This window comes from Pseudomonas migulae NBRC 103157 (genome assembly GCF_002091715.1).
Lineage (GTDB): Bacteria > Pseudomonadota > Gammaproteobacteria > Pseudomonadales > Pseudomonadaceae > Aquipseudomonas > Aquipseudomonas migulae_A.
Genome location: NZ_BDAG01000043.1, coordinates 12,819 through 38,166 on the forward strand (window position 1 = coordinate 12,819; position 25,348 = coordinate 38,166).

At 56.6% G+C, this 25,348-nt stretch carries 22 protein-coding genes and 1 pseudogene; 12 read left to right on the forward strand and 11 right to left on the reverse strand.

Annotated features, from left to right (window positions below; genetic code table 11):
* Positions 1–251 precede the first annotated feature (251 nt).
* Positions 252–1,268: a zinc-dependent alcohol dehydrogenase family protein gene (locus PMI01S_RS25600; protein WP_084322897.1), complete on the reverse strand. Its 1,017-nt coding sequence runs from the start codon at positions 1,266–1,268 to the stop codon at positions 252–254.
* Positions 1,269–1,371: 103 nt separating this feature from the next.
* Between PMI01S_RS25600 and PMI01S_RS25605 the strand changes: the two genes are divergently transcribed.
* Positions 1,372–2,259, forward strand: coding sequence for a LysR family transcriptional regulator (locus tag PMI01S_RS25605; RefSeq protein WP_084322898.1), 888 nt, complete (start codon positions 1,372–1,374; stop codon positions 2,257–2,259).
* A gap of 96 nt (positions 2,260–2,355) precedes the next feature.
* Here PMI01S_RS25605 and PMI01S_RS25610 read toward each other — a convergent pair whose 3' ends face one another.
* Complete coding sequence (locus tag PMI01S_RS25610) at positions 2,356–2,661, reverse strand: ArsR/SmtB family transcription factor (RefSeq protein WP_084322899.1); 306 nt, start codon at positions 2,659–2,661, stop codon at positions 2,356–2,358.
* A gap of 173 nt (positions 2,662–2,834) precedes the next feature.
* A complete protein-coding gene (locus PMI01S_RS25615) occupies positions 2,835–3,959 on the reverse strand; it encodes an alkene reductase (protein WP_077045093.1) in 1,125 nt (374 codons plus the stop codon).
* Between the two features lie 557 nt (positions 3,960–4,516).
* Here PMI01S_RS25615 and PMI01S_RS25625 point away from each other — a divergent pair.
* Positions 4,517–5,332 (forward strand): CmcJ/NvfI family oxidoreductase, encoded by an 816-nt coding sequence (locus PMI01S_RS25625; RefSeq protein ID WP_084322900.1) that lies wholly within the window; start codon positions 4,517–4,519, stop codon positions 5,330–5,332.
* A gap of 141 nt (positions 5,333–5,473) precedes the next feature.
* On the opposite strand, the gene PMI01S_RS25630 is transcribed toward PMI01S_RS25625, so the two are convergent.
* From PMI01S_RS25630 to PMI01S_RS32140, 4 genes and pseudogenes are all read right to left on the reverse strand, one after another.
* Positions 5,474–6,574: a low temperature requirement protein A gene (locus PMI01S_RS25630; RefSeq protein WP_084322901.1), complete on the reverse strand. Its 1,101-nt coding sequence runs from the start codon at positions 6,572–6,574 to the stop codon at positions 5,474–5,476.
* A gap of 519 nt (positions 6,575–7,093) precedes the next feature.
* Entirely contained in the window at positions 7,094–7,621 is a 528-nt protein-coding gene (locus PMI01S_RS25640; RefSeq protein ID WP_084322902.1) for a DsbA family protein, read from the reverse strand.
* A gap of 11 nt (positions 7,622–7,632) precedes the next feature.
* A complete protein-coding gene (locus PMI01S_RS25645) occupies positions 7,633–8,175 on the reverse strand; it encodes a redoxin domain-containing protein (protein ID WP_052193591.1) in 543 nt (180 codons plus the stop codon).
* A gap of 36 nt (positions 8,176–8,211) precedes the next feature.
* Positions 8,212–8,486, reverse strand: a pseudogene (locus tag PMI01S_RS32140) (TolC family protein); the annotation flags it as partial.
* A 422-nt stretch (positions 8,487–8,908) separates the two neighbouring features.
* Here PMI01S_RS32140 and PMI01S_RS25650 point away from each other — a divergent pair.
* Entirely contained in the window at positions 8,909–11,668 is a 2,760-nt protein-coding gene (locus tag PMI01S_RS25650; RefSeq protein WP_420874875.1) for an ATP-dependent Clp protease ATP-binding subunit, read from the forward strand.
* A gap of 215 nt (positions 11,669–11,883) precedes the next feature.
* Here PMI01S_RS25650 and PMI01S_RS25655 read toward each other — a convergent pair whose 3' ends face one another.
* Complete coding sequence (locus tag PMI01S_RS25655) at positions 11,884–12,396, reverse strand: cupin domain-containing protein (RefSeq protein WP_084322904.1); 513 nt, start codon at positions 12,394–12,396, stop codon at positions 11,884–11,886.
* A gap of 56 nt (positions 12,397–12,452) precedes the next feature.
* On the reverse strand, positions 12,453–12,959 hold the full coding sequence (locus tag PMI01S_RS25660) for a transporter suffix domain-containing protein (RefSeq protein WP_371850939.1): 507 nt from the start codon (positions 12,957–12,959) through the stop codon (positions 12,453–12,455).
* Between the two features lie 116 nt (positions 12,960–13,075).
* Here PMI01S_RS25660 and PMI01S_RS25665 point away from each other — a divergent pair, with 116 nt between their 5' ends.
* From PMI01S_RS25665 to PMI01S_RS25675, 3 genes are read left to right on the forward strand one after another with little or no spacing between them, the layout of a single operon-like run.
* On the forward strand, positions 13,076–14,602 hold the full coding sequence (locus PMI01S_RS25665; protein WP_084322906.1) for an efflux transporter outer membrane subunit: 1,527 nt from the start codon (positions 13,076–13,078) through the stop codon (positions 14,600–14,602).
* Positions 14,595–15,731 (forward strand): HlyD family secretion protein, encoded by a 1,137-nt coding sequence (locus PMI01S_RS25670; protein WP_084322907.1) that lies wholly within the window; start codon positions 14,595–14,597, stop codon positions 15,729–15,731. Before PMI01S_RS25665 ends, PMI01S_RS25670 begins: the two co-directional genes overlap by 8 nt.
* Positions 15,721–16,746, forward strand: a complete 1,026-nt coding sequence (locus PMI01S_RS25675) for a DUF2955 domain-containing protein (protein WP_084322908.1) — start codon at positions 15,721–15,723, stop codon at positions 16,744–16,746. The genes PMI01S_RS25670 and PMI01S_RS25675 overlap by 11 nt, the downstream gene beginning before the upstream one ends.
* Here PMI01S_RS25675 and PMI01S_RS25680 read toward each other — a convergent pair.
* Both PMI01S_RS25680 and PMI01S_RS25685 read right to left on the reverse strand, forming a co-directional pair.
* On the reverse strand, positions 16,731–17,183 hold the full coding sequence (locus PMI01S_RS25680) for a YMGG-like glycine zipper-containing protein (RefSeq protein ID WP_084322935.1): 453 nt from the start codon (positions 17,181–17,183) through the stop codon (positions 16,731–16,733). The two genes, PMI01S_RS25675 and PMI01S_RS25680, sit on opposite strands and share 16 nt — an antisense overlap.
* Positions 17,184–17,247: 64 nt before the next feature.
* Entirely contained in the window at positions 17,248–18,159 is a 912-nt protein-coding gene (locus PMI01S_RS25685; RefSeq protein WP_084322909.1) for a helix-turn-helix domain-containing protein, read from the reverse strand.
* 161 nt (positions 18,160–18,320) lie between these two features.
* On the opposite strand from PMI01S_RS25685, the gene PMI01S_RS25690 reads away from it, so the two are divergent.
* The 6 genes from PMI01S_RS25690 (at position 18,321) to PMI01S_RS25715 (ending at position 25,340) form a co-directional block, all read left to right on the forward strand.
* Positions 18,321–19,679, forward strand: a complete 1,359-nt coding sequence (locus PMI01S_RS25690; protein WP_084322910.1) for a glutamine synthetase family protein — start codon at positions 18,321–18,323, stop codon at positions 19,677–19,679.
* A 150-nt stretch (positions 19,680–19,829) separates the two neighbouring features.
* Positions 19,830–20,918, forward strand: coding sequence for a polyamine ABC transporter substrate-binding protein (locus PMI01S_RS25695; RefSeq protein ID WP_084322911.1), 1,089 nt, complete (start codon positions 19,830–19,832; stop codon positions 20,916–20,918).
* Positions 20,915–22,216, forward strand: coding sequence for an NAD(P)/FAD-dependent oxidoreductase (locus PMI01S_RS25700; RefSeq protein ID WP_084322912.1), 1,302 nt, complete (start codon positions 20,915–20,917; stop codon positions 22,214–22,216). Before PMI01S_RS25695 ends, PMI01S_RS25700 begins: the two co-directional genes overlap by 4 nt.
* A 244-nt stretch (positions 22,217–22,460) precedes the next feature.
* Positions 22,461–23,057 (forward strand): paraquat-inducible protein A, encoded by a 597-nt coding sequence (locus PMI01S_RS25705; protein ID WP_084322913.1) that lies wholly within the window; start codon positions 22,461–22,463, stop codon positions 23,055–23,057.
* Complete coding sequence (locus PMI01S_RS25710; protein WP_084322914.1) at positions 23,054–23,704, forward strand: paraquat-inducible protein A; 651 nt, start codon at positions 23,054–23,056, stop codon at positions 23,702–23,704. Before PMI01S_RS25705 ends, PMI01S_RS25710 begins: the two co-directional genes overlap by 4 nt.
* Positions 23,685–25,340, forward strand: a complete 1,656-nt coding sequence (locus tag PMI01S_RS25715; RefSeq protein ID WP_084322915.1) for a PqiB family protein — start codon at positions 23,685–23,687, stop codon at positions 25,338–25,340. The genes PMI01S_RS25710 and PMI01S_RS25715 overlap by 20 nt, the downstream gene beginning before the upstream one ends.
* The last annotated feature ends 8 nt before the right edge of the window (positions 25,341–25,348 follow it).

Genomic DNA, 25,348 nt, shown 5'->3' on the forward strand with positions numbered 1-25,348 from the left:
GATCAGATCTCTGTAACCTCGTGGCATTATCCAATTGGCTAGCTGCCCTGCAATATTCGCCAGCGATCCTGCGCGCATATGTCCCGCACTCGCCATTCGACCTCATACAGGCCGCCGATCGTTTGCAGTCGAAGTTCGCAGGGTCATCAGCGGTGAAGTCCGGGTAACCTCCTCCGGCGGCATTGCGCGATTTCGACCACCAATTTGAGCCCTTCGCCCAACACCGGCAAACTCAAAACTCACAAATCTCGTTATGCCACCCCCACCGGCTTAGCCTGTCGCTCAATGACGACTTTGCCAATGGCACTGCCTGACTCAAGGCGATCATGTGCCGCGCTGACACCCGCAGCAGTGAAGTCATGGCGCTCATCGATCAATGGTTTAACCAGGCCGCGATCAACCAGGGCAGCCAGTCTTTGCAGAATCTCGCCATGGTGCTTGCGGCCTTCGTTATGAATGATCGAAATAGCCATGAATACAAAGTCGAGTCTCAATGCCTTAAAGTGCATTTCGGTCAGATCGTAGCTGTCGTAACCGATGATCGAGACCACATGGCCCTTAAGCTTCGCGGCTTTCAGTGAGTTTTGTAAGACCTCACCGCCCAAGGTATCGAAGACCGTATCGAATCCTTTTCCTTCGGTGATTCGCTGACTGTATTCCTGGGGCGTCTCGCTGTTATAAAAAATAATCTCATCGGCGCCCAGTTGACGGGCAATTTCCGCTTTTTCTGGCGTTGAAACCGTCGTCGAAACCCTGGCCCCCAGGACCTTGGCCAATTGAATGCCTATGTGCCCAACACCACCGGTGCCACCATGCACCAAGACGTTGTCATTGGGTTTGATCGAGGCTCGGTCGATCAGCGCCTCCCAGGCCGTAATTGCCACGAGCGGCAAGCTGGCTGCTTCGCCAAAAGAGAGCGACTTGGGTTTTAGAGCAAGCATCTCAGCATCGGCCTCCATCTGATCTGCCAGCGCACCGGGAATCCCCACGATGCCGCCGAAACAGCCATAGACCTCATCGCCTACGTTAAAGCGGGTCACACCAGCACCAACGGAGCTGACCACCCCTGAAACATCGATGTGAAGAATTGCCGGAAAAGTCAGACCGGCCGTACCTTCGCTGCCCCGACGAATTTTCGTGTCCACTGGATTCACGCTTGTCGCCCGCACGTCGATAATCACATGACCTGGGCGGGCAACGGGGTTTTCCGTATTAATTTCTACAAAAAGGTCTGAGTTACCATGCTGATTTATCACAATGGCTTTCAAGGCTTAAACTCCGAGGAACAATAGGCCAACAAATTTATCATCAGTAATATGGGATAAATACGCTAGAATTATTGAATCTTTCGGTCCTTTTGGTTGGTAATAAATGCTGGATTCCATTGATGAATTGCGGTTGTTTATTGCTGTTTTCGAGGAGGGTTCCATCCGCGCAGCGTCCGAACGAATGGGGATGACTGCCGCAGGCGCAAGCAAGCGTCTTCTGGCCCTTGAGGACAGCGTTGGTCGCAGACTTTTCAATCGCACCACCCGCAAGCTAAGCCCCACTTCGGACGGTGAGAAGCTTTATCAGCACGCGCTAAGCATCCTCGAAAGCGTCGCAAAGGCCGAGCGAGGATTTTTCCAGAAAACCGAGATTACCGGTCATCTACGCATAACCGCTTCTGCGACATTTGCCCAAGGTTATTTATCGAGCGTCGTGAGCAGTTATCTCAAACGCTACCCTGGCGTTATCGTTGATCTACACCCGACAGATCAACTGGTTGATTTGGCCGCCCATGGTACCGACCTTGCGATTCGGCACGGAGTAATGGCCGATTCATCCCTGATTGCGCAGAGGATTTCTGCGTCCCGACGTCTGATTTGCGCTGCCCCCCATTATTGGGAAAAACAGGGTATGCCTACCTCTCCAAAAGACTTGACCACGCTGGACGGCCTCATCGTGGGAAAAGATTCCAGTTGGGCCATGTCCCGAGGAGGCGTTAAAAAAACATGCAAAATACGCAAACGTTTTTCATCCAGTTTGGGGGAAGTGGTTCGCCAGATGGCAATAGATGGGCATGGCGTAGCGCTGCTGATGGACTGGCATGTACGAGATGATCTTGATTCAGGAAAGCTGGTGGAGGCATTTTCCGATTGGGCCATTGAGCCGCCGGTGGGAATCTATGCGGTATACCCTTCAAGAGAAAACATCGCTCCGACCGTTCTCAGTTTTGTTGCTCATCTCAAAGAGTGGGTCGCGGCCCACCCCGTTTAAACTGAGCGCTGATGGGCGACAATCCACCTTTTGAAGCGCTTTCGTTAAGGGAAAGCTTTGGGCGCCGCCGGTAAACGGTCCTCGGGTAGCCTGGACCTAGATCCTTTCTTGCAGCGCTTTGAAAAAGGCATCGATATTTTCGTCGTGACGTTTGTAATAGGTCCAAGGGCCTATCCGCTGCGAGGTTACCAGGTGCGCGCGCTGCAGGGTTGTGAGGTAAAGCGATGTAGTGGACTGCGAAAGGCCCGTGCGCTCCTGGATGATGCTGACGCACACGCCTACTGTTTCCGGGTCGACTTCCTGCTCGGGAAAGTTCGTCCTGGGATCCTTGAGCCAATTGAGGATGTCAAGGCGCGTCGGGTTCGCCAAGGCTTTCAGGGCTTCGTTGATGTCAATGTTCATAAAATTGGCGATACCTGTTTTTCGCGATATTGCGATATCTTCGTCGTTCGCACGGAGAATTGGAAGGCACCCAAAGTGGCCTCTGCGTCCGTTTGTTGCCAGGCAAGATGTTCCCCTTCCTCGGTCAGCAAGCGTAAGCCGCGCCCTGGAGTCCGGGACGCGGCGCGGATTGCTCAGGGGCGATAGCTCGGATAGTCGGTGTAGCCCTTGTCGGTACCGCCATACATGCTTGTCGGGTCGACCGGATTGAGCGGCCAGTCGTTGGCGATACGGGCGGGCAGGTCGGGGTTGGCGATGAAAGGACGACCAAACGCGATCAGATCCCCCCAACCCGCCTGGATGACACGATTTCCGCGTTCAGCGGTGTACCTGCCGGCATAGAGAATCTTACCGCTGAAGATACTGCGAATATCTTCCCGGAACGCTTCAGGTAGATCGGGTGCGTTCTCCCAGTCGGCCTCGGCGAGCGACAGGTAGGCGATACCCACTTCCTCGAGAATCTTCACCGCTTCGACATAGGTTTGATGGGGATCTTTCTCGACCAGGCCGAGGTAGACGCGATCTTCATCGGTGGTCGCGAAGAGCGGGGCGAAGCGAACGCCCATACGCTCCTTGCCAACGACGCCAGCAACTGCCTGGGTGATTTCGCGCAGGAAGCGCAGTCGATTTTGCAACGAGCCACCATATTCATCATCACGCTGGTTTGTGTGGGCGGAAATGAACTGGTTCACCAGGTAGCCATTCGCGCAGTGCAGCTCCACCCCGTCGAACCCAGCGTCCAGGGCATTGCGGGCCGCCTGGGCATAGAGCTGGACCAGTTCTTTCACCTCTGCGGTGGAAAGAGCGCGCGGGGTCGATGGATCCGCCAGTGCACCCGTGCCAGGGCCGGTCTCGATGAATACCTTGACGTTGTCCGCCTTTATGGCTGACGGCGCGACCGGCGCTTCACCGCCGGGCTGCAAGGACATGTGCGACACGCGGCCGACATGCCAAAGTTGAGCGAAGATCACACCCCCTTCGGCGTGAACGGCGTCGGTGATTTTGCGCCAGCCTTCAATCTGCTCGGCGCTATGAATGCCGGGAGTCCAGGCATAGCCCTGTCCACGAGGCTCGATCTGGGTGCCTTCGGTCACCATGAATCCCGCGCCAGTACGCTGGCGGTAATACGTGGCCATGAGATCGTTCGGAATGTTGCCAGGCTGAGAGCTACGCGAACGGGTAAGTGGTGGCAAAACGATTCGATTCTTGAGGGTGTAGGGCCCCAGCTGTGCGGTTTTGAAGAGCGCGGACTGTGTCATTTCATTTACCTGCATATATAGAAATATCGATGTATTACGCTAAATGGATGCGGATCCACGGGATCAGAGCAAACCGTAAGGCGCTTCGTTGAGGTGTTCACCCACATCTTCTGCATTTGGCGCTTCCTGAGATACGGGGGGTGGCTTCGAACTCAGACTATTTGCGATATCTAGATATGTCAATAACTAGTTTTTTCTTTCTCAATTTGGTCAGCTATCGCAGGTTGCTCAGAGAGATACTGATCAATGCTGCGCAAAAGATGATGTGTTGGGATGCGATCTTCCATCCGGATATCCACTGTATTTGCGCTGCTGGTTCAGGTAGTAGTCGTCCTAGGCGCGGGCCTGGAGTCCGACGCGCCAGTACTGGTCAAGCTGCACGTCGGTGCCGAGGTAGGTATGTCCTTTTCTACCGGTCGGGGACCATGCACCTCGGGGTGCATTTGAAAGTGTCCCTTGGAAGGCATACGATCGAGGATGAGGCAGTTTACAGGCAAGCTACAGCGCCGCCACGGTGACACCACGCCGAATGCGGTCAGCAGACCGGGAGGCGTTACTTGAAGTGCACAACTGATATGCCCGCTAGCGTCATCACAAAACTCACCTACCTGGTCAAGCACGATGCGAAGCCCTATGTGCATACCGAGGCTCTGACCGGTAACAGTGAACCGCACTACTTTGCTGAGCAGGAGGAGCGCGAGGTCACGATACACAACGGTCGTCCGTTGGCAGACAGCCTTTCTCTGGACAAGCAGGGGTTTGAACTCCATCGGCGGGATACGGTGGTCGACGATCTCTACGACGATACCTCAGTGGAAAGCGTCTACTATGACGAGGTCAGAGCCTTGATCAAGGAGTTGACGGGCGCGAGCCGGGTCGTCATCTTCGACCACACCAGGCGCAGCGACGCCGAGCGGCGGGATATTCGCGGGCCAGCCAGCCGTGTGCATAATGACTACACAGACCGCTCGGGACCTGAGCGTATTCGCGACGTGCTGGGCCAGGATCAGGCCGCCGCACTGGTGTCGGTGGCCCAGATTAACCTCTGGCGCCCGATGAGCGGGCCCGTCAAGCGCTCACCGCTGGCGGTGCTGGATGCCTCGACGCTCGACCCCAATGACCTGCTGGCCACCGATTTGGTCTATCCGGATCGTATCGGTGAGATCTACCACCTGGCCTACAATCCGCAACAGCGCTGGTACTATTTTCCGGACATGCGCCGTGACGAAGTCTTGCTGATCAAAGGGTATGACTCACGTCACGACGGCCGTGCCCGCTTCACGCCCCATACCGCCTTCAAGGACCCCAATACGCCGCCGGGAGCCGCGCCGCGTGAGAGTATCGAAGTTCGCACCCTGGCCTTCTTTGATTAGGTTTTTGCCGCTTGGCGCGGGCCTCCCGCCGCGCGGTGTTTGCCTCCGTGCTTTCCAGGCGACCACCCGCTTTGGTTGGTAGGGATGTATTGATGTGCGCGGATAGCTGATCCACCCGTGATATGGCCTAACTTTAAAGATTCAACGATACCGGAAGTTTAGTAAAACATAACAGATCATGGTTGCTGTCAGGCCGACCAATATGTACTCGACGCGGGGTAGGAATATAACCAAACCACCTAGAGAAAACACGATCAAGGTGTTTTGTAGTATGTATTTCCTTATTTTAGGTACCGCTATGAAGTAGCCATATTGCTTGCCTAAGAAAAATAAGGCCATGCCGATGATTGACGTAATCTGGAAATCGCGCATCGCAATGTCATTCAGGATCGCATGCCTGATCAAATTTGCGAGAAGTGCTAGCCCCATAAATAGAAAAAGGTGCGAGTAGATTAAGGAGTGTCCACTCATACTACTTTCATTTTTGCTCAGTAGGTAAAAGCTATCAAAATAGATCCACCAGATACTGCAAATCATGATGAATCCGGTGATTGCCGCCGTCACATTATAACGATCCCATTGAATGTCAGATAAACCTCCAGAAAGACTGATCACTGACTCACCCAACAAGATGAGGGTGAGCAAGCCTATGCGTTCAACCAAGTGTTCTGTATGGGCTGGCAATGGCTTGAGTTTAGTCCAGAAAAATACAGGAAACAGAATATCGAGAATAATTCCAACATAAGCGACAAGGTAACGCACGGGCGGGTCAAAAATAACCGATGAGAGACTAATGACTGCGCTGATTAACAGGGCGAAGCCGAGCCTGGAGGAGAGCTCGCCGCGGGAATCGAATTTACTTATGGACGAAATGTACATGATGCTGATGATGGCACGTATGCCAAAATAGCAGGCAATAATAAACGGGTAGTTTACTTCCAGGTCTTCCCCGATCCGTGCCGACAGCACAATGAGCAGGAGCATTATGAATAATGTTGCCAAACGGTGAAGATTGCTGTCTGTATCAAACCTGTTGGAGTAAATCGTGTGACTGGACCAGATCCACCATAATGGAACAAAAAGCAGTAAAAATGTCCATAATTGCTCCTGTTCAAAATGGCCGTGATGAAGATGTCCGAGAGTGTGCGTAACCTTGCCAATTGCAACAACAAAAATCAGGTCAAAAAACAACTCTAACCATGTGGCGTGTCGATTTTTTTCATAATACTTCAAAGATTTCATTCGCTGCTGGCTCCGTGTGTACCTCTTTAATGTAGAAGGAAACTAACGGATAAGCGAACGGGTGGACGGGTATAGGCGTCAACCTTGGGGGGCGGTCGCAAAAACTGAGTGCAACACCTGACCTAGTCCACCACCACGTCTGTTAGTACGGTCAATACAGAATCCAGCGTGCCATCGGGCCGATAGCAACATTGCGCACGGGCGGACCTTAGCGGGCAACTGGGCTGCTGTTCCGCCAACCATTCATTCAGCGCCTCGACCAGGACACGGGCCTCGACTATGGAATCTTCCGAGCTGTCAAAAATTAACATCGCCATTTTTTATGTCCTCGGTTCGCTGGGCTGATATTTTCGTGCCGCTGCTTTATGAGCGATGCTTATCGCTGGCAGCACCTGGATTCTTCAATCTCCCGTATTGAAATATTATCGAATACACACCTGGTAAGCTGCGAAATGGGGGACGTTCGCCCTCGGCTACGGTGTGAGTGATGCCAAGCGGTTTCACTATCTAGCGATTTCGTCAACTTACTAACGAAAGCTCAATCATCTGACTCATCTCGGTGAACTCTGGAGCCCCGTCATAGCGAAGCCCGTCAATGTAAAACGCTGGGGTGCCATTCACGCCGCTTCGTACGCCGCCATTAAAATCGGATTGTATTTTGGGTATGTAAGTATCGTCTTGCATAGCAAGAACGAGTTCTTCGCTGGAGAGGCCGTGTTTTAGAACGATGGCCCGAAACAGCGGCAGGCCTAATCGATCCTGATTTTCATACAATTCGTCGTGAGCCTCCCAGAAGAACCCTCGACTCCCGGCATACTCAGCGGTGACAGCTGCAGCCATCGCATGCGGGTGAGCGGTGGTCAGTGGAAAGTTACGGAATACGAATTGCAGATCATCGCGAAAATGCTGCTGTAGCTTTTTGACGACCCAATACGCTAAACCGCAGTAGGGACATTCATAGTCGCCAAATTCCACCAAGGTGACTTTGGCATGCGCACTTCCCTGGCGATGGTCGTTGGCACTTACCGGCACTTTGAGAGTGGCCATGTGATCACCTGTTAATTTTTGGTTAGCGTGCTTTGTGGCGAATTCGCCAGAGCATCCAGCGCGTCCAGAATGCCGTCCGCCCCAGGGTTGATTGCCATTGGTGAGATGTAGCTCCAGGCGATCACTCCCTCCTTGTCAATCACGAACAGTGCCCGCTTACAAACTCCCAAGGGGGAGTCGTACGCTCCATACTGTCGCGCCACAGCACCTTTGGGCTCGAAATCGGCCAGCAGGCTGAAGTGAAAATTCCGGTCTTTGGCGAAGGCCTGATGACACCAGGCGCTGTCAACCGAAATACCCAGTAGCGTCGCACCGTATTCTCTGAATGTGGGTAGCAACTGGTTGTATAAGGTCAGCTGGTCACCACAAACCGCACTCCAGTCAGCGGGATAAAACGCCAGTATCACGGGATTTCCCTTTAGCTCGCGCAGCGATAGCTGCTGATCAGGGGTCGCGTACAGCGTGAAGTCGGGCGCGACAGTGCCGGCTGACAGCGGCCCCTGAGCCAGGTCGTCATTCGTTTTTTTTGCATCATCCAATTCTGAGGTGTTCATTGCTTGAGCCCTGATAGAAAGGTGGTTGGGGTCTACTCAGGGGGATACGACTTGGCCGGCGGGATAACTCCATCCGCCATCAAGGGATTTATAACGGCAACGATGCCTCGATCTCAGCCTGAGCCTGAGTGTTTTCGGCAGTGAGACGTTCACGTTCCACGTCCAGAAGCACGACGATGTCCGCCGTGCTTTCGCGGTATTTGACTGAGGGCCAGGAGGGTAGAGCGGCGGCAGGATTCGCTCTGGCTCACCAATGACTATAGTCGTTGTTATCGCTTGCCGTAGTCGCTGAACGCGTTTTCGGTTTCCTTAGCAAGGCCTCGCGGGCTCGTTCTGTTGCCCATCCGCCTTCACCGTAAACGCCCGGTCATCTCATTGCTGATCGATTCGCCCCTGCGAATTCGGACATCGAAGAAGCGTTGCTCGATCACTCTGGTGATTCCATAGCCTCAATTGCTGATTAGCTGGTGTTTACCACTGGCGGTATTTTTGATCATGAATTTATCCGACGTCGTTCGTCGGTATTCTGAGTCGCCCATAGCGTGTTTTGATGAGATCCGACTATCTTGATTGGATGGCGTCGTCTGTCGTGACTGCCATTCTCTGCAACATAATCGTCTTCTTGAACAAGCTCAGCGTAATGCGGATCTCATGTCCCAGCTTCTTGAGCATCGTTTACAGGGAAGTAGATCCATCTGAATGAGTTCGTGTTATCCACCTTTGGAGACAACTCATCATGGCTACTCTCTGTGAAATATGTAATGCGAGACCAGCGGTTGCGCGCGTGACCGTATCGCAAAATGGCCAAGCCAGGACAATGTCCGTTTGCGACCACGATTACCGTCAACTCCTACGTCATCAAAGCATGTTGAATCCATTCGACTCTCTGCTGGGCGGGGGGGTGTCTCGCTTTTTCGACAGCATGGGTGGCGCAAAGGATCAGGGGGGCGATGACTTCAGGCTCTCTGCGCAAGTACCTCGAGAATCTGTCGATGCAACCGATGCATTCAGTTCCCAGACGCTCGAAATCCTGCAGCGCGCAGGAGAGAAAGCCCATGAGCTGAACCGCAGCGATCTCGATACTGAGCATCTGTTGTACGTGCTGGCGGATACCGATGTTGGTGCGGCTTTGCTCAAGGAGCTGAAGCTTTCTCCGGACGATATCAAAGGCTACATCGATCAACATGCGCAGAGGGGCACTGCTGAGGTTTCGGTCGATCAGATGACCATTTCTCCGCGCTTGAAGAAAGCGTTCAATTTTGCATTCCAGGCATCTCGTGATTTAGGACATTCGTACGTTGGCCCGGAGCATTTGTTGATCGGGCTTGCCTCTGTACCGGAAAGTATCGCCGGGACTTTGCTTAAAAAATACGGCGTAACGCCTGAAGCCTTGCGGCAGAAGGTGGTCAAGGTGGTGGGTAAGGGCGCTGAGGATGGGCGAGTCGACACTCCCACGGGAACACCGACACTCGACAAATTCGGTCGCGACCTGACGTCATTGGCTCGTGAGGGCAAACTGGATCCCGTACTGGGGCGCGCGCAGGAAATCGAAAATACCATTGAGGTGCTGGCGCGGCGCAGAAAGAACAATCCGGTTCTTATCGGCGAGCCTGGCGTCGGTAAAACAGCCATCGTTGAAGGGCTTGCACAACGAATAGTAAAGGGCGATGTCCCTGAAATCTTGCGTGGCAGACGGCTTGTTGAAGTCAATCTGAACTCAATGGTTGCAGGCTCTAAATATCGTGGTGAATTCGAGGAGCGAGCCAAGCAACTGCTTGATGAAGTCGCCGCAAAAAGCTCGGAGCTTATTCTGTTCATCGATGAGTTACACACGATCGTTGGCGCGGGGCAGGGTGGTGAGGAGGGCGGCCTGGATATTGCCAACGTACTGAAACCCGCATTGGCACGCGGGGAGCTTAGTTTGATCGGTGCGACGACACTCAATGAGTATCAAAAGCACATCGAAAAAGACGCAGCGCTTGAACGACGTTTTCAGCCTGTGCTGATAGCCGAGCCCACCGTTGAACAGACCATCATTATCCTGCGTGGGCTGCGCGATAAGCTTGAGGCTCACCATCAGGTCACATTCGCCGATGAAGCATTTGTGGCGGCAGCAGAGCTGTCGGATCGTTACATCACCTCGCGCTATTTGCCGGATAAAGCCATTGACCTGATCGATCAGGCAGCGGCCCGCGTTCGAATCAGTTCCTCCTCAAGGCCGGCTGGCATTCAGGAGCTGGAAGCCGAAATCACGCAACTTAAACGTGAACAGGATTATGCATCCTCCCGTAAACGTTTTGATGAATCCAAAGGCTTCGAAGAACGTATTGGTCAAAAACAAGCGCAACTGGGAGAGGAAACAGAAGCATGGGAGCGCAAGACAGGTTCCGAAACCCTTGAGGTGACCCTGGAGTCAATTGCCGAGGTGCTGTCCCGTCTCACCGGCATTCCTGTGACCGAGCTTACGCAGGAAGAGCGTCAAAAACTGTTGAATATGGAAGACACGTTGCGTGATCGGCTGGTCGGGCAGGAAGATGCCGTCCTCGCGGTCAGCGATGCCGTTCGTTTGTCTCGAGCCGGCCTTGGCCAGGCGAACAGACCTATTGCCACGTTTCTTTTTCTTGGCCCTACGGGCGTCGGCAAAACCGAACTTGCCAAAGCGTTGGCGGAAACGGTGTTCGGTGACGAGCAATCGATCATTCGTATTGATATGTCGGAGTACATGGAGCGTCATGCGGTTGCTCGGTTGATCGGTGCGCCACCCGGATACGTGGGATACGACGAAGGCGGTCAGTTGACAGAGCGTGTCCGCCGCAGGCCCTACAGTGTGATTCTGCTCGACGAAATCGAGAAGGCGCATCCCGATGTGAGCAACGTATTGCTACAGGTATTCGACGATGGGCGTCTCACGGACGGCAAGGGACGTGTTGTGGACTTCAGCAATACGATCATCATAGCCACCAGCAACTTGGGCTCTCCCGTGATCATGGAGAATCTTGAGCGCCCAGAAGATGAACGCCTTACGGATAAAGCGTTACGTGATGAATTAATGGGAGTCTTGAAAGGGCATTTTCGTCCCGAATTCCTGAACCGTATTGACGACATCATCGTGTTCCATGCCCTTACTCGTGACAACATCCGGTCGATTGTGAGCATTCAGCTTGATCGGGTCATTCGAACCGCAGCTGCACAGAACATCACAGTGAAAATTGATGGTTCACTCATTGATCATCTGGCGGATGTTGGCTATCAGCCTGAGTTCGGCGCGCGCGAGTTGAAACGTCAGATTCGTCAGACCGTCGAAACGAGGCTTGCGAAGGAAATGCTCGCTGACAAGCTGAAAGCCGGCGACAGTGTTGAGTTGAGTTACGACAAAGGGCGTAGCGAAGTGATCTTCAATAAGATGGCGGTGGATGTACCCAAGGCCTCCGAAAAGAGTAGTCCACCCGAACCACCCGATGATCTTGCACCTATTGCGGCGACCGGGACTTAGCCTCAATACACTCACGATGAATGGCAACGGGTCTGTTGATCATGACGTGCAATGATGGATTGGATGTCATGATCCCAGGCCTGTGGAGAGGTTCTGCTCATGAACATTTCTAACATGGCATCTGGTTTAACATAATATACATTACACGTAACAAGATGTTTCGCAGCTGGCCCCGTTGCACGCAGATCTGGCGCTGCTGATTTCCCCTTCAACCCTCATTCTCTTGTCAGCTGCTCAATCAACGCCGAATGCTCGGGAAACTCCACACAGAGCTTTTGTCTGTCGCCCATCCGCATATCCGCGAAATCAAACCCTGGCGATACTGCCTCACTGATCAAACCGAATCCTGCTGGACCACTCAACAGCTGCGAAGCTTTCCAGATGCCGCCCGGTACATGCAGCTGCAATAATTCTCCAGCGATGACGTTGCTGCCCATCACGACAGTTCTCAATTCGCCGTCCGGAAAAATCAGGCTGTACCGAATGGCATCGCCCAGATGGTAGTAATGCACGATATCGGACTGGTTAAAGTGAAATTGGCCGATCGGAGAATCTGTGGTCAACAGGTAATAAATGGAGGTCATCAAATAACGTGGACCACGAACCGTCTCTATCTGAGGCTGCTGATCAGCCTGAAAAGTTCGCCGGTAGTAGCCACCCTCGACGTGCGGTTCCAGGTTCAGAGCCGTCACGATTGCTTCACTGTTTAGCCGCACTTGTTGCTCCATATACCATGATGGCAAATAGCTATACTAAATAGCCCTTTAGTTAAGTTATTCAATCATCACGCCGCACTTGTGTTCACCACCTTTGCGGTGCGAATGAACAATGCGCGCACTTTTTCCCAAAAATTTCCGCCCAGTACAAAAAAACTACCGATCAGCATCAGGTCGCCCAACAATTGCAATTGCCAGATATTCGGCCTGAGCCCAGGCCAGATACTGTCTACATAGGGCTCCAGAAACCCCGAAATCAGCGGCAGACAAAACATCAACACGCCGATCCGATGACGCCACGGCCCAACTTCGGTGTCGACTGTCGGTGCCAGTGAAGACACGTAGCCAAATACACTGCTTTTAAGCTGCTGAAACCCCGCCTTGCCCATGATCGCGATGACGATAATCAACAGCACCTTGTTACTGATAAAGAGGACGCCCGTCAGCGCTGCGATCCTGGAACCCGAGATGCCCGCTGCTGCCACGATGGGCACCATCAGCCATGAGCCGAGCATCAGGCAAATGATCGCGATACCCAGTTTGAAGCGCCATCCAGCGGTATGGGGTGCATTCATGGTTGTCATTCCTTTGTGACGGGTCGTATTAAATGTGAGGACGCTTGAAAGCTTAGCAGTCAGTTCATCAATCGGGCGTCTATGCTCCTGTGATCTTCCTGGACAGGAAAAAACGCATGCATCTGACGCGATCAAGCCAACTGCTCCTGCTGGGTGTGCTCGGCTTGAGTGGGTGCGTGCGCCTGGGGCCGGATTTTCAGTCTCCGAAGCCAGCATGGATTGACCGCTGGAGCTCCCCTGCCCTCGAGCAATCCAGCCAGCGCAGCCTGAATCCTGATTTGCGTCAGTGGTGGCAGGTCTTCGGTGACCCGGTGCTCGATCGTCTGATCGCCGAGGCGGACGCCCACAATTCGGATCTGAAGATCGCCGGCCTGCGGGTGATGGAAGCCCGAGCCCAATTGGGCATCGCTCAAAGCGGACGCTACCCGCAACTGCAGCAAGCCAGCGCCGACAGTCTGTATTTCAACCGCAGGCAATCCGGCGGAAACAATCCGCAGGACAGCCATTTCTGGCAACACAGCGTCGGTTTCGACATTGGCTGGGAGCTGGATTTCTGGGGGCGCTTCAGCCGAGCCATCGAGTCCGCCGATGCCGGTTACTTCGCCGCGCAGGCCAACTATGAGGACGTGCTCGTTCTGCTGCGGGCGCAAGTGGCGGACACCTACTTTTCATTGCGCACCACCGAAGCGCGTTTGCGTGTTGCGAGGGAAAACGCCAAACAGCAAAAGCGTAATTTCGAGATCACCGAAAAGCTGTTCAACAGCGGCCAGCAAGCCGAGCTCGACCTGCAACAAGCCAAGACTCAATACCTGGGCACCCTGAGCACCATTCCCAACTTCGAAGACCAGGTTCTGCGTACCCGTAATGCGCTGGCCGTGTTGATCGGCCAGCCACCCGGCTTGCTGCCGCAATTGCTCGAGAATCAAGGATTGATCCCGCTGGTGGACCGTGCGGTGCTGCAGGATGTGCCCGCCAATCTACTGCTACGTCGGCCTGATGTGCGCGCGGCCGAACTCAATGTCGCCGCCCAATCGGCTCTGATCGGGGTGGCCGAAACCGATTTCTACCCGTCGTTGACCTTACTCGGCAGCATCGTCTGGTCAGCCGATACGCTGAACGGAACCTCCAGAAGCCTGGACTTCATCGGCGGGCCCAGTCTGCGCTGGAATCTGTTCGACCATGGCCAGATCAGCAACAACGTGCGTGTGCAGGATGCGCGATTGCAGCAGTTGATCGAAGCCTACCGCGACAAGGTTCGCCAGGCCGCGCGCGAGGCCGATGATGCTGCCAGCGGGTTGATCAAATCCCTGGAGCGAGAACGCATCCTGAGTCAGGCCGAAATCGCTGCCAAACGCTCGCTCGTGCTGGCCAGCGCGCAATATCGCGAAGGTTATTCGGACTTCCAGCGGGTGCTGGATGCGCAACGCGCTTTGCTGGAGCAACAGGACAATTACCTGGTCAGCCGCAGCAATGCCGTGAGCAATGTGATTGCCCTGTACAAAGCCTTGGGCGGTGGCTGGTACAGCACGCTGCCGAAAATCGATGCGGCGACCCGCCGGCAAATGGAGCAACGCACGGACTGGGGCGATCTGCTGGATGAGCCTTCAGCTGTGGAAGCCAAAAAGGTAAAAGACCATGAGTGAAGCCGCCCCGCCCTCCCCCAAAGAGCACGAATCGCCAGCCAAGCCGTCCGCTGATCCGGCGAAAAAAGGCATCAAATGGGTGTTGCTGGTCATCGTCCTGAGCCTGGCATGGTACCTGTCGGCGGACCGGTTCACGCCTTACACCCAACAGGCTCGAGTGGGCGCCTTTGTCATTCCGGTGGCGGCGGAAGTGGCCGGTCGGGTCATTCATGTCAACGTGCGTAACAACCAGGACGTCAAGGCCGGAGACGTCCTGTTCGAGGTGGATCCCCAGCCGTATCAAATCGCCGTCGACCGTGCACGCGCGGACCTCGAATCGACACGCCGACAAATCGGCGCCAGCACCGCCGGCATTGCCTCGGCACAAGCCAATTTGCGCGCCGCCCAGGCTAACGAAGTCAAGGCGCGCCAGGACAATCAGCGTCTTGAAGGGTTGTACCGTGATGACCCCGGAACCATTTCCGTACGCCTGCTCGAAGTGTCGCGTGCCAACCATGAACAAGCCGTCAGCCAGGTCGCCGCCGCCCGGGCCGAAGTCCAGCGTGCCCGTGAACAGGAAGGTGGCAGCGAGGAAGATAACGCTCTGCTGCGCAGTGCCGCGACGGCGTTGTCGAAAGCCCAACTGGACCTGGCCAATACGCAGATTCGCGCGCGTTCGTCAGGCTTGATCACCGACCTGCGCACCGACGCCGGACAGTTCGCCGCCGTCGGCAGTCCGGTCATGACCCTGATCGCCATCCACGATGTATGGATCAGTGCCGACATGACCGAGAACAATCTCGGTCTGGTCAGGCTCGAAACGCCGGTGTCGATCATTCTGGATGCGCTGCCGGGCGAAGTGTTCGACGGCCGCGTGCGCAGCGTCGGCTACGGCGTCAGTGTCGGTCAGACACCGGCACCCGGTACGTTGCCCAGCGTGCAGAACAGCCGCGACTGGTTGCGCCCGGCCCAGCGTTTTCCAGTGATCATCGAGTTTTCCCAGGATTCCAAAGCGCGGCTACGCGACACTCGTGCGTTGCGTGCCGGCGGCCAGGCTGAAGTCATGGCCTTCCCTACTCAGGGCAATCCGTTGAACCCGCTCGGCCGTCTGTTTTTTGGCCTGATGAGCTGGCTGTCCTATGCCTACTAAACGCACGCCCCGGGTTCAACGCGCACTGCGTCTGGCCACGGGCACTGCGTTGTGTCTCGCAGCGAGCTTCGGTTTGGGCCTGCCGATTCCCTTTATCGCGCCGGTGCTTGCGTTGTTGCTCCTCGCCACCGTCAATCGCCCATTGCCCTTCAAGGCCGCAATTGTTCTGGCCATCGTTGCGATGTTGACCACCGGCCTCGGCCTGTTGTTGATTCCGATCCTGCGTTATTACCCGGTCAGTGGCGTACTGCTGATCGGCGTCAGTCTGTTCCTGGTTTTTCGTTTTGGATTGCGCGGCGGCAACAACCTGATCGTCACCTTCCTGGTGATCGGCCTGACCATGATCTCCTCGGCCGGTGTCGCCGAGTTCGACCTCGCGGCGATGGTTATTGGTGCCCTGGTCAAAGGATTGCTCCTCGCCGTTATGATGGTGACGGTGAGTCACTGGCTGTTTCCCGACCCGCCCAACGCGCCATCGCCACCCGCTGCCCCGCTGTTACCGGCGGAAGAAGTCAACCGGGTTGCGGTGCGTGCAACCCTGATCGTGCTGCCGGCGTTTTTGCTGGCACTGATCGATCCGGCAAGCTACCTGCCGATCATTCTGAAGGCGGTGGGCCTGGGTCAGCAGAGTTCCACCACGGCCCGCAATGCCGGTCGCGAACTGGTCGGTTCGACCCTGCTGGCCGGTGTGCTGGCGGTGCTGTTATGGAGTGCGCTCAGCCTGTTCGTACACCTATGGATGTTTTTTCTGTGGATGCTGCTGTTCGGTCTGATCCTGGCGCGCAAATTGTACGCCCTGAGCCCGACCCGCTTGAGCCCAGGGTTCTGGCTCAACAGCCTGATCACCATGATCATCCTGCTCGGTCAGTCGGTACAGGACAGCCTTGCGGGCAAGGACGTCTACACGGCATTTGCCGTGCGCATGGGTCTGTTCATCCTGGTGACGCTGTATGCCTGCCTGATGGTTTATCTGCTGGACCAGCGACCGCCAAGACGCATTCAGGGATTAACCTGATACCCCTTTCCTTGCAGGCAACTGGTATAGGCCGTCGAAGTGGTGGAAGCGGCGGTTTTCTCTTGCGCCCGGCGCTCCTGGCGTTGACGCGACGCACCCACTACCGCACCGGCGGCGGCCGTCTCTTTGGCCCGGTTCTGCCGATAATCCTGCTTCACATCGTCATCCACACGGTCATAAAACTCATCGTGTTGACGCCCGCGAACCTGAGCTCCAGCCGCCCCGGCAGCGGCACCGACTGCCGCTCCTTTCAGGCGGCCACCGGATGCTGGCGGCGTGGTTGAAGTCTGACTGGCGGCGATGTTGTGGCAGGCGTCGATGTCCAGTTGGGTTTGTTGCGAAGTCTGGCCCTTCATCGGGACCACCGTTTCGGCCCATGCCTGTGTGGCGGCAATCGACAGCGCGGCGCACAGACCAAGGGAAGACAAGCTGTTCATGATGACCTCCGAGGATTCCTCAGCCATCAAGAGTTTAGATCAGTCCCGCTCGCCCTCCTCCGACTTATGACTGACGGCCTGCACGCTTCAGCGTTTCACTCGGCAACTCTTTGAACAGTGCTCGATAGCTGCTGGAAAACCGCCCCAAATGCCAGAAAGACCACTGCATCGCGACTTCGGCCACAGTGGTTTCCATCGGCGAGCGGCTGAGCAGTTCGCGGTGGGCGCTGTTGAGGCGGCGCAGGCGCAGCCAATGGGTCGGCGTCATGCCGGTGTACGCCTTGAACGCGTGCTGCAACTGACGCAGTGAAACCCCGGCGACCTGGGACAGTTCCAGCAAATTCAAGGTTTCTTCCGGGGAATCCGCCGCCCATTCGCCGATGCGTTTCATCACCGCCCGCTCTTCAGTGCGACGCTGCAAACCTCCGCGGTCCAGGCAAACACAAGCGTTGTCGAGGATGTACAGACAGTCTTCCAGTAACTGCTGGGTCAAGGCTTCTTTACTCGGCGGATCGAGGGTCTGCGCCAACCGGGTCAAGGTCCCGCTCAGCCAGCGACTGAACAGCGCGTTCTGCTCCGAATTCAGCGGCGCCATGAACAGCCCTTCGAGCCTGGCGACATTCAGCCCGTGGCGCTGAACGAATTCAGACCCGAACACCACGGCAATTTCCTGGTAGTTCTCCGGCGTGATCCAGATGTTGCGGCTTTCTTCATTCAACACATACAGCGCGTTGTCGCTGCGATCGAAACAGAACGCCAGCGAACCCTCGGGCGCGCTGAAATTCTGCTCGACCCGGGTATTCATGTGTTCCTCGTAAATCTCTACGCCTTGCAGGTCGAGGTAACGCACCCGCCCGGCGAAATGCCCCGGCGACATTTGCTGGTAATGCTGGACCCAACCGGGTGTGGCGCGGATTTGCTCAGCGACATCGGCGGTGTTGAACGCTTGGACCTGTAATGGATTGCACGTTGTCATGGGTGACCTTACGCACTCGTTTGGTGCGTTTTGGCGCTGCTGAAAGTGGATAGATGGAACTTCAAGGCTCGCCCAAGATAGTCGTCAACGCGTCCCAGGGGAAGTGTGTGGCGGATGAAACCACCCTCCCCGGCGTTAATGAAACCAATAACGAGGTCTTTATGAATGCCCCTTTCGATCAGCTGTTCACGTGGCTGAAAGATCACAAGATTACCGAAGTCGAGTGTGTCGTCAGCGACCTGACCGGCATTGCACGCGGCAAGATTGCACCCACCAACAAGTTCCTGCATGAGCGAGGCATGCGCCTGCCGGAAAGTGTGCTTTTGCAAACGGTAACCGGGGACTTTGTCGACGACGACATCTACTACGACCTGCTCGACCCGGCCGACATCGACATGGTGTGCAAGCCGGTTTCTGACGCGGTCTACGTGATCCCGTGGGCCATCGAGCCTACCGCGATCGTGATCCACGACACCTTCGACAAATTCGGTAACCCGATCGAGCTGTCGCCGCGCAACGTGCTGAAAAAAGTCCTGCAGCTGTACACCGATAAAGGCTGGAAGCCGATTGTCGCGCCGGAAATGGAGTTCTACCTGACCCAGCGTTGCGAAGACCCGGACTTGCCGCTCAAGGCGCCGATGGGCCGTTCGGGCCGGGCGGAAAGTGGTCGTCAGTCGTTTTCCATCGACGCCGCCAACGAATTCGACCCGCTGTTTGAAGACGTCTATGACTGGTGCGAGTTGCAGGGCCTGGACCTCGACACGCTGATCCACGAAGACGGCCCGGCGCAGATGGAAATCAACTTCCGCCACGGCGACGCGCTGGACCTGGCCGACCAGATCACCGTGTTCAAACGCACCATGCGCGAGGCCGCGCTCAAGCACAACGTCGCGGCGACGTTCATGGCCAAGCCCATTGGCGACGAGCCGGGCAGCGCCATGCACATCCACCAGAGTGTGGTGGACATCGCCACCGGCAAGCCGATCTTCGCCAATGCCGACGGGCAAATGAGCGAGCTGTTCCTGCACTACATTGGCGGCCTGCAGAAATACATCCCCAAAGTGCTGCCGATGTTCGCGCCCAACGTGAACTCGTTCCGCCGCTTCCTGCCCGACACCTCCGCACCGGTGAACGTCGAGTGGGGCGAGGAAAACCGCACCGTGGGCCTGCGTGTGCCCACCTCCAGCCCTGAAGCGATGCGTGTGGAAAACCGTTTGCCGGGCGCGGATGCCAACCCGTATCTGGCCATCGCTGCCAGCCTGTTGTGTGGCTACCTCGGCATGGTCGAGCGCATCGAACCGAGCGCTGCGGTGCAGGGCCGGGCCTATGAGCGACGCAACCTGCGTTTGCCGATCACCATCGAAGATGCGCTGACGCAGATGGAAGAGTGCGAAACCATCGGCCGTTATCTGGGCGACAAGTTTGTCCGCGGTTATGTCGCGGTCAAGCGAGCGGAGCACGAGAACTTCAAGCGGGTGATCAGTTCCTGGGAGCGGGAGTTTTTGTTGCTGAGTGTCTAACAACTCGCAGCCACATTTGATCGCGCTCCCCCTGTAGGAGCCGGCTTGCTGGCGATAGCGGTGTGTCAGTTGTCATTAAAATTGATGACACGCCGCCATCGCCAGCAAGCCGGCTCCTACAGAAATCCGACAATTCCAAAAGGAGTCCATATGCGTCTATTGAAATCCGTGGTTCCGGTCGCGCTGGCCATGCTGTTCAGCGCCGTTGCACAGGCCCAGCCAACCGTCAGCGTCTACAACTGGACCGATTACATCGGCGAAACCACCCTCGCCGACTTCCAGGCGAAAACCGGGATCAAGGTGATCTACGACGTCTTCGATTCCAACGAAACCCTTGAGGGCAAACTGCTCGCTGGTCGTACCGGGTATGACGTGGTGGTGCCTTCCAACCATTTCCTCGCTCGCCAGGTGAAGGCCGGTGCGTTCCTCAAGCTCGATCGCGCGCAGTTGCCGAACGTCAAGAACCTCGACCCGAAATTGCTGGCGCTGCTGGAGAAGAACGACCCGGGCAACGAACACTCCGTGCCTTATCTGTGGGGCACCAACGGCATCGGTTACAACGTCGATAAGGTCAAACAGGTGCTGGGCATTGATCACATCGATTCCTGGGCCGTGCTGTTCGAGCCGGAAAACATCAAGAAGCTCAGTCAGTGCGGCGTGTCGATGATGGACTCGGCGGACGAAGTGTTCCCCGCCATCCTCAATTACATGGGCATGGACCCACGCAGCGAGAACCCGGAAGACTTCAAGAAAGCCGAAGCCAAGCTGTTGAGCATCCGTCCTTACATCACCTACTTCCACTCCTCCAAGTACGTGTCTGACCTGGCCAATGGCGACATTTGCGTGGCCTTCGGTTATTCGGGTGACGTGTTCCAGGCCGCCAACCGCGCCAAGGAAGCGAAGAACGGTGTGAACATCGCTTACGCGATCCCCAAGGAGGGCAGCAATTTGTGGTTCGACTTGCTGGCGATTCCCGCCGATGCCAGCAACCCGAAAGAAGCTCACGCCTTCATCAACTATCTGCTGGACCCGCAAGTCATCGCCAAGGTCAGCGCCTCGGTCGGTTACGCCAACCCGAACCCCGCCGCCAAGCAATACATGGACGCTGAACTGGTCAACAATCCGGAGGTTTACCCGCCGCAGGCGGTGCTCGACAAACTCTACATCTCGACCACCCCGCCCCAGGCGATCATGCGTCTGATGACCCGTTCGTGGAGCAAAGTGAAGTCCAACAAATGAACCAGTACAGCAACGAACATGCGCGCTCCTATTACGCCGCGTCGGCCAATGCGTTGGTGCCCTTCCCCGCGTTGACCGAAGACCTTGCGGCCGATGTCTGCGTGATCGGCGGCGGGTTTACCGGGGTCAACACCGCCATCGAACTGGCGCAGCGCGGGCTCTCGGTGATTCTGCTGGAGGCCCGGCGGATCGGCTGGGGTGCCAGCGGACGCAACGGTGGTCAATTGATCCGTGGCATCGGGCATGACGTCAGTGGTTTCACCCGACATGTCGGCCAAGAAGGTGTGCGCTATCTGGAGCGCGCCGGGACCGAGTCGGTGGAACTCGTGGGCAAGCGCATCCGTGAGCACAACATCGATTGCGACCTGCGTTGGGGTTTTTGTGAACTGGCGAACACCAAGGCGCAATTCACGGCGTTCAAGGCGGAGCAGGAAAGCCTTGCCGAGTCCGGCTATACCCATGAAACCCGACTGGTCGGGCCAGAGCAGATTCGAGAGCAAGTGGTCAACTCGGGCGTGTATGCCGGTGGTCTGGTCGACATGGGCTCGGGGCATTTGCACCCGCTGAACCTGGTGCTGGGCGAAGCGCGGCTGGCGCAATCGCTTGGGGTGAAGATCTTCGAACAAAGCCCGGTACTGGAACTGATCCATGGCAGCACGGCGCAGGTTCGTTGTGCCGGCGGCACGGTGCGTGCCGGCAGCCTCGTGCTGGCGTGCAATGCGCATCTGGACGGGCTGGAACCGAAACTCAGCGGCAAGGTGCTTCCGGCGGGCAGCTACATTATCGCCACCGAACCATTGGCGCCGGAGGTTGCCGCACAATTGATCCCGCAGAACCTGGCGCTGTGCGACCAGAAAGTCGGCCTGGATTATTACCGGCTCTCGGCAGACCGGCGTTTGCTGTTCGGCGGCGCCTGTCATTATTCCGGACGCGATCCGGCGGACATCGCGGCCTACATGCGTCCGCAAATGCTCAAGGTCTTCCCGCAGTTGGCGGATGTGCGCATTGATTATCAATGGGGCGGCAAGATTGGCATCACGGCCAATCGTTTTCCGCAGGTCGGCCGCTTGCGCCAGCACCCGAACGTGTTTTATGCCCAGGGTTACTCCGGCCATGGGCTGAACGTGACCCACTGGTGCGCGAAACTGCTGGGCGAAGCGATTCATGCCGGACACAGCCAAGACTTCGATGTGTTCAGCGCCGTGCCGCACATGACCTTTCCTGGCGGCCCGATGTTGCGTTCTCCGCTGTTGGCGCTCGGTATGTTCTGGTATCGGTTGCGTGAAGTGCTCGGCTGAAACACAGAACCTCTGTAGGAGCCGGCATGCTGGCGACGGCGGTGTGTCAGGCGTCATCAATGTTGATTGATACGCCGCCATCGCCAGTAAGCCGGCTCCTACAAAATTGTGTTGCGACTCAAATGACTGCCAGCCACCCCGCCCCTTCCTTTGCGGTTGACCCGCCTTTTAATTTGCTCATTTGCAAGGCACTTCTATATTGAGGAGGTGCTCTGACTTTCCTGTGTCCTGGCGAGTGCGGCCTATGGCTACGACTGACCAACTGATCATCTGCGAGCACTGCGACTGCGTGTATCAAAAAGTCACGCTCGCCAAACATCAGAAAACCCTGTGTACGCGCTGTGGCGGCGTGCTTCAGCGCTATAACGGCCTGTCAGTGGAACAGCGGCTGGCGCTGACTGTTACTGCATTGATGCTGTGGATTTTCGCCAATTTCTATCCGGTCATGAGCATCAGCCTCCAGGGCTTGAAAAACAGCGCAACGCTGTGGGATTCCGTCATGGCCCTGACCCTGGGCCCGATTACCTTCATCGCCCTGGTGGCGGCGATCTCCATGATCATCGCGCCGATTGTCCAGTTGTTGCTGCTGATCTGGGTCCTGAGCTTCGCCCTCGCTTCCCGTCGCAGCCCGGGTTTCAGATTCTGCATGCGCTGGCTGGAAACCCTGCGGCCCTGGAGCATGCTGGAAGTCTGCCTGCTGGGGGCGATGGTCGCGGTGATCAAGCTCGCCGGGTTGCTCGACGTGCTGCCCGGCATCGGTCTGTTCGCCTTGGCCATTCTCAGCCTGATGATGATCCGCATTGCCGGACGCGATGTGCGTGAACTGTGGGATGTTTTATGACCACGCCTCCGGTCGCGAGCGAACTCAACCTGTGCCTTTGCCACAGCTGCGGCCTGGCCTGTGACATGACCGGCGAACCCCACGAATGCGAGCGTTGCGGTGCACCGCTGCATCGGCGCAAAGCCAACGCGCTGACCCGCACCTGGGCCTACCTGCTCACGTCCCTGGTGTTTTACATCCCGGCCAATGTGTTGCCGGTGATGAACACCAAAATGGTCGGCAACGGCGCCGACAGCACAATCATGGGCGGTGTACTGGACTTCTGGCAGCACGGCGCCTGGGACATTGCCCTGATCATTTTCATCGCCAGCATCGCGGTGCCAGGCATCAAGTTCGTCGCCCTGACGTTACTGCTGGTGACCGTTCAGCGCGACAGTGATTGGGCGCGCAAGGAGCGCTCGAAAATGTACCGCTTCGTCGAGCTCATCGGTTATTGGTCGATGCTCGACGTGATCGTCGTGGCCCTGGTGGCTTCACTGGTGAAATTTCAAGCCCTGGCCGATATCGAACCGCGCGCGGGCATTCTGTTCTTTGGTCTGGTTGTGGTGTTCACCATGCTCTCGGCGATGAGTTTCGACCCGCGTCTGATCTGGGACCAGCACCATTCGAAAAACGAGGAGGTCATGGATGAAGTCGCAAGCCACTGACGGGCCGCAAGCCCCCGGGCAGGCCCCGATCAAGACCCGCCGTTTCAGCGTTTCATTGGTCTGGATCGTGCCGATTGTTGCGGTGCTGGTGGGTATTTCGCTGGTGGTGCACAGCATCCTGCAGGAAGGACCGACCATCACCGTGACCTTCAAGACCGGCAGCGGCCTGACGGCCAACAAGACCGAGGTCAAATACCGCAACGTGGTGATCGGGCATGTGTCCGATGTCGAACTGAGCAACGACCAGAAGAGCGTCAACGCCACCATCAAGCTGGCCAAGCAGGCAGAGAGCTTCACCCGTGAAGATTCGCAATTCTGGGTCGTGCGACCGCGTATCGGAGCCGGCGGCGTGTCAGGCATCGATACCCTGTTTTCCGGGGACTACATCGGTGCCGATATCGGCCAGTCCAATGCCCGATCGAAGAACTTCACCGGGTTGGAGAATCCACCGCCCATCACCTATGGCGAGCCCGGCAAGCGCTTCACGCTGCACACCGAGGATCTGGGTTCGCTGGACATCGGCTCTCCCGTTTACTACCGCAAGATTCCCGTCGGCCAGGTCGTCGCGTATGCCCTGAATGCCGACGGCAAAGGAGTGAACATCGAAGTCTTCATTCACTCACCCAACGATGCCTACGTCACCGAAAACACCCGGTTCTGGAACGCCAGCGGTATCGATGTGAATGTCGGCGCCAACGGCTTTGCAGTGAAGACCGAGTCGCTGTCCTCGCTATTGGTGGGCGGCATCGCCTTCCGCGCCCCGGAATACAGCCCCAACGACAAACCAGCCATCGAGGATAAAGCCTTCGACCTGTTCGAAGACCAGCAAACCGCCCTCGCCCCGCCCAACGGCAAGGCGCAATACCTGAGTTTGCGTTTCGATCAGGCCTTGCGCGGGCTCAAGGTCGGTGCGCCGGTGGAATTCCTTGGCATCGAGTTCGGCAGAGTGGTATCGGTCAATCTGGACTTCGATGCAAAAAAACGCAGTTTCCCGGTCAACGTCGGCATCGTGATCTATCCGCAACGGCTTGGTCAGGCGCACGTCAAGATGCTTGAGGCCTTGAAGCATGACCCCAATGACGAAGTGGCCGGCGTTCGTCTGATGGGAACGTTCATTGAGAATGGTCTGCGCGCGCAGGCCCGCAGCGGCAACCTGTTGACCGGCCAACTGTACATCTCGCTCGATTTCTACCCGAAAGCCGAGAAGGTCGTGTTCGACCCGTCCGCCCGCCCCGTCACCATTCCGACCATTCCTGGCAGCCTCGAACAGTTGCAGGAAAAACTCGAAGGCATGGTCAACAAGATCAATCAGCTGCCTATCGAGCGCATTGCCGGCAACCTCGACAGCAACCTCGTCGAGCTGCGTAAAGGCCTCGCGCAATTCAACGCCAAGACCCTGCCCGGCGTGCAAACCACCCTGGCGGACGTCAGCAAGACCTTGCAATCGGCCAGTTCGACCCTCGCCGAAGATTCGCCGCAACGCGAGCAATTGACCCAGACCCTGGACGAACTCGGGCGCATGTCGCGCTCCTTGCGTGAGCTCTCGGATTATCTAGGCCGGCATCCGGAGTCGCTGATTCGCGGTCGCCCCGACAACGCCGCGCCAATGGACTTGAAGGCGCCACCGCGCAACTGACCACAGGA

What these genes read in the sequence shown, in the direction of transcription:
- PMI01S_RS25605 (WP_084322898.1), top strand. Translation starts at nt 1,372, where the DNA reads ATGCTGGATTCCATTGATGAATTGCGGTTGTTTATTGCTGTTTTCGAG.
- PMI01S_RS25610 (WP_084322899.1), bottom strand. Translation starts at nt 2,661, where the DNA reads ATGAACATTGACATCAACGAAGCCCTGAAAGCCTTGGCGAACCCGACG.
- PMI01S_RS25615 (WP_077045093.1), bottom strand. Translation starts at nt 3,959, where the DNA reads ATGACACAGTCCGCGCTCTTCAAAACCGCACAGCTGGGGCCCTACACC.
- PMI01S_RS25630 (WP_084322901.1), bottom strand. Translation starts at nt 6,574, where the DNA reads ATGAAATCTTTGAAGTATTATGAAAAAAATCGACACGCCACATGGTTA.
- PMI01S_RS25640 (WP_084322902.1), bottom strand. Translation starts at nt 7,621, where the DNA reads ATGGCCACTCTCAAAGTGCCGGTAAGTGCCAACGACCATCGCCAGGGA.
- PMI01S_RS25645 (WP_052193591.1), bottom strand. Translation starts at nt 8,175, where the DNA reads ATGAACACCTCAGAATTGGATGATGCAAAAAAAACGAATGACGACCTG.
- PMI01S_RS25655 (WP_084322904.1), bottom strand. Translation starts at nt 12,396, where the DNA reads ATGGAGCAACAAGTGCGGCTAAACAGTGAAGCAATCGTGACGGCTCTG.
- PMI01S_RS25660 (WP_371850939.1), bottom strand. Translation starts at nt 12,959, where the DNA reads ATGAATGCACCCCATACCGCTGGATGGCGCTTCAAACTGGGTATCGCG.
- PMI01S_RS25665 (WP_084322906.1), top strand. Translation starts at nt 13,076, where the DNA reads ATGCATCTGACGCGATCAAGCCAACTGCTCCTGCTGGGTGTGCTCGGC.
- PMI01S_RS25670 (WP_084322907.1), top strand. Translation starts at nt 14,595, where the DNA reads ATGAGTGAAGCCGCCCCGCCCTCCCCCAAAGAGCACGAATCGCCAGCC.
- PMI01S_RS25675 (WP_084322908.1), top strand. Translation starts at nt 15,721, where the DNA reads ATGCCTACTAAACGCACGCCCCGGGTTCAACGCGCACTGCGTCTGGCC.
- PMI01S_RS25680 (WP_084322935.1), bottom strand. Translation starts at nt 17,183, where the DNA reads ATGAACAGCTTGTCTTCCCTTGGTCTGTGCGCCGCGCTGTCGATTGCC.
- PMI01S_RS25685 (WP_084322909.1), bottom strand. Translation starts at nt 18,159, where the DNA reads ATGACAACGTGCAATCCATTACAGGTCCAAGCGTTCAACACCGCCGAT.
- PMI01S_RS25690 (WP_084322910.1), top strand. Translation starts at nt 18,321, where the DNA reads ATGAATGCCCCTTTCGATCAGCTGTTCACGTGGCTGAAAGATCACAAG.
- PMI01S_RS25695 (WP_084322911.1), top strand. Translation starts at nt 19,830, where the DNA reads ATGCGTCTATTGAAATCCGTGGTTCCGGTCGCGCTGGCCATGCTGTTC.
- PMI01S_RS25700 (WP_084322912.1), top strand. Translation starts at nt 20,915, where the DNA reads ATGAACCAGTACAGCAACGAACATGCGCGCTCCTATTACGCCGCGTCG.
- PMI01S_RS25705 (WP_084322913.1), top strand. Translation starts at nt 22,461, where the DNA reads ATGGCTACGACTGACCAACTGATCATCTGCGAGCACTGCGACTGCGTG.
- PMI01S_RS25710 (WP_084322914.1), top strand. Translation starts at nt 23,054, where the DNA reads ATGACCACGCCTCCGGTCGCGAGCGAACTCAACCTGTGCCTTTGCCAC.
- PMI01S_RS25715 (WP_084322915.1), top strand. Translation starts at nt 23,685, where the DNA reads ATGAAGTCGCAAGCCACTGACGGGCCGCAAGCCCCCGGGCAGGCCCCG.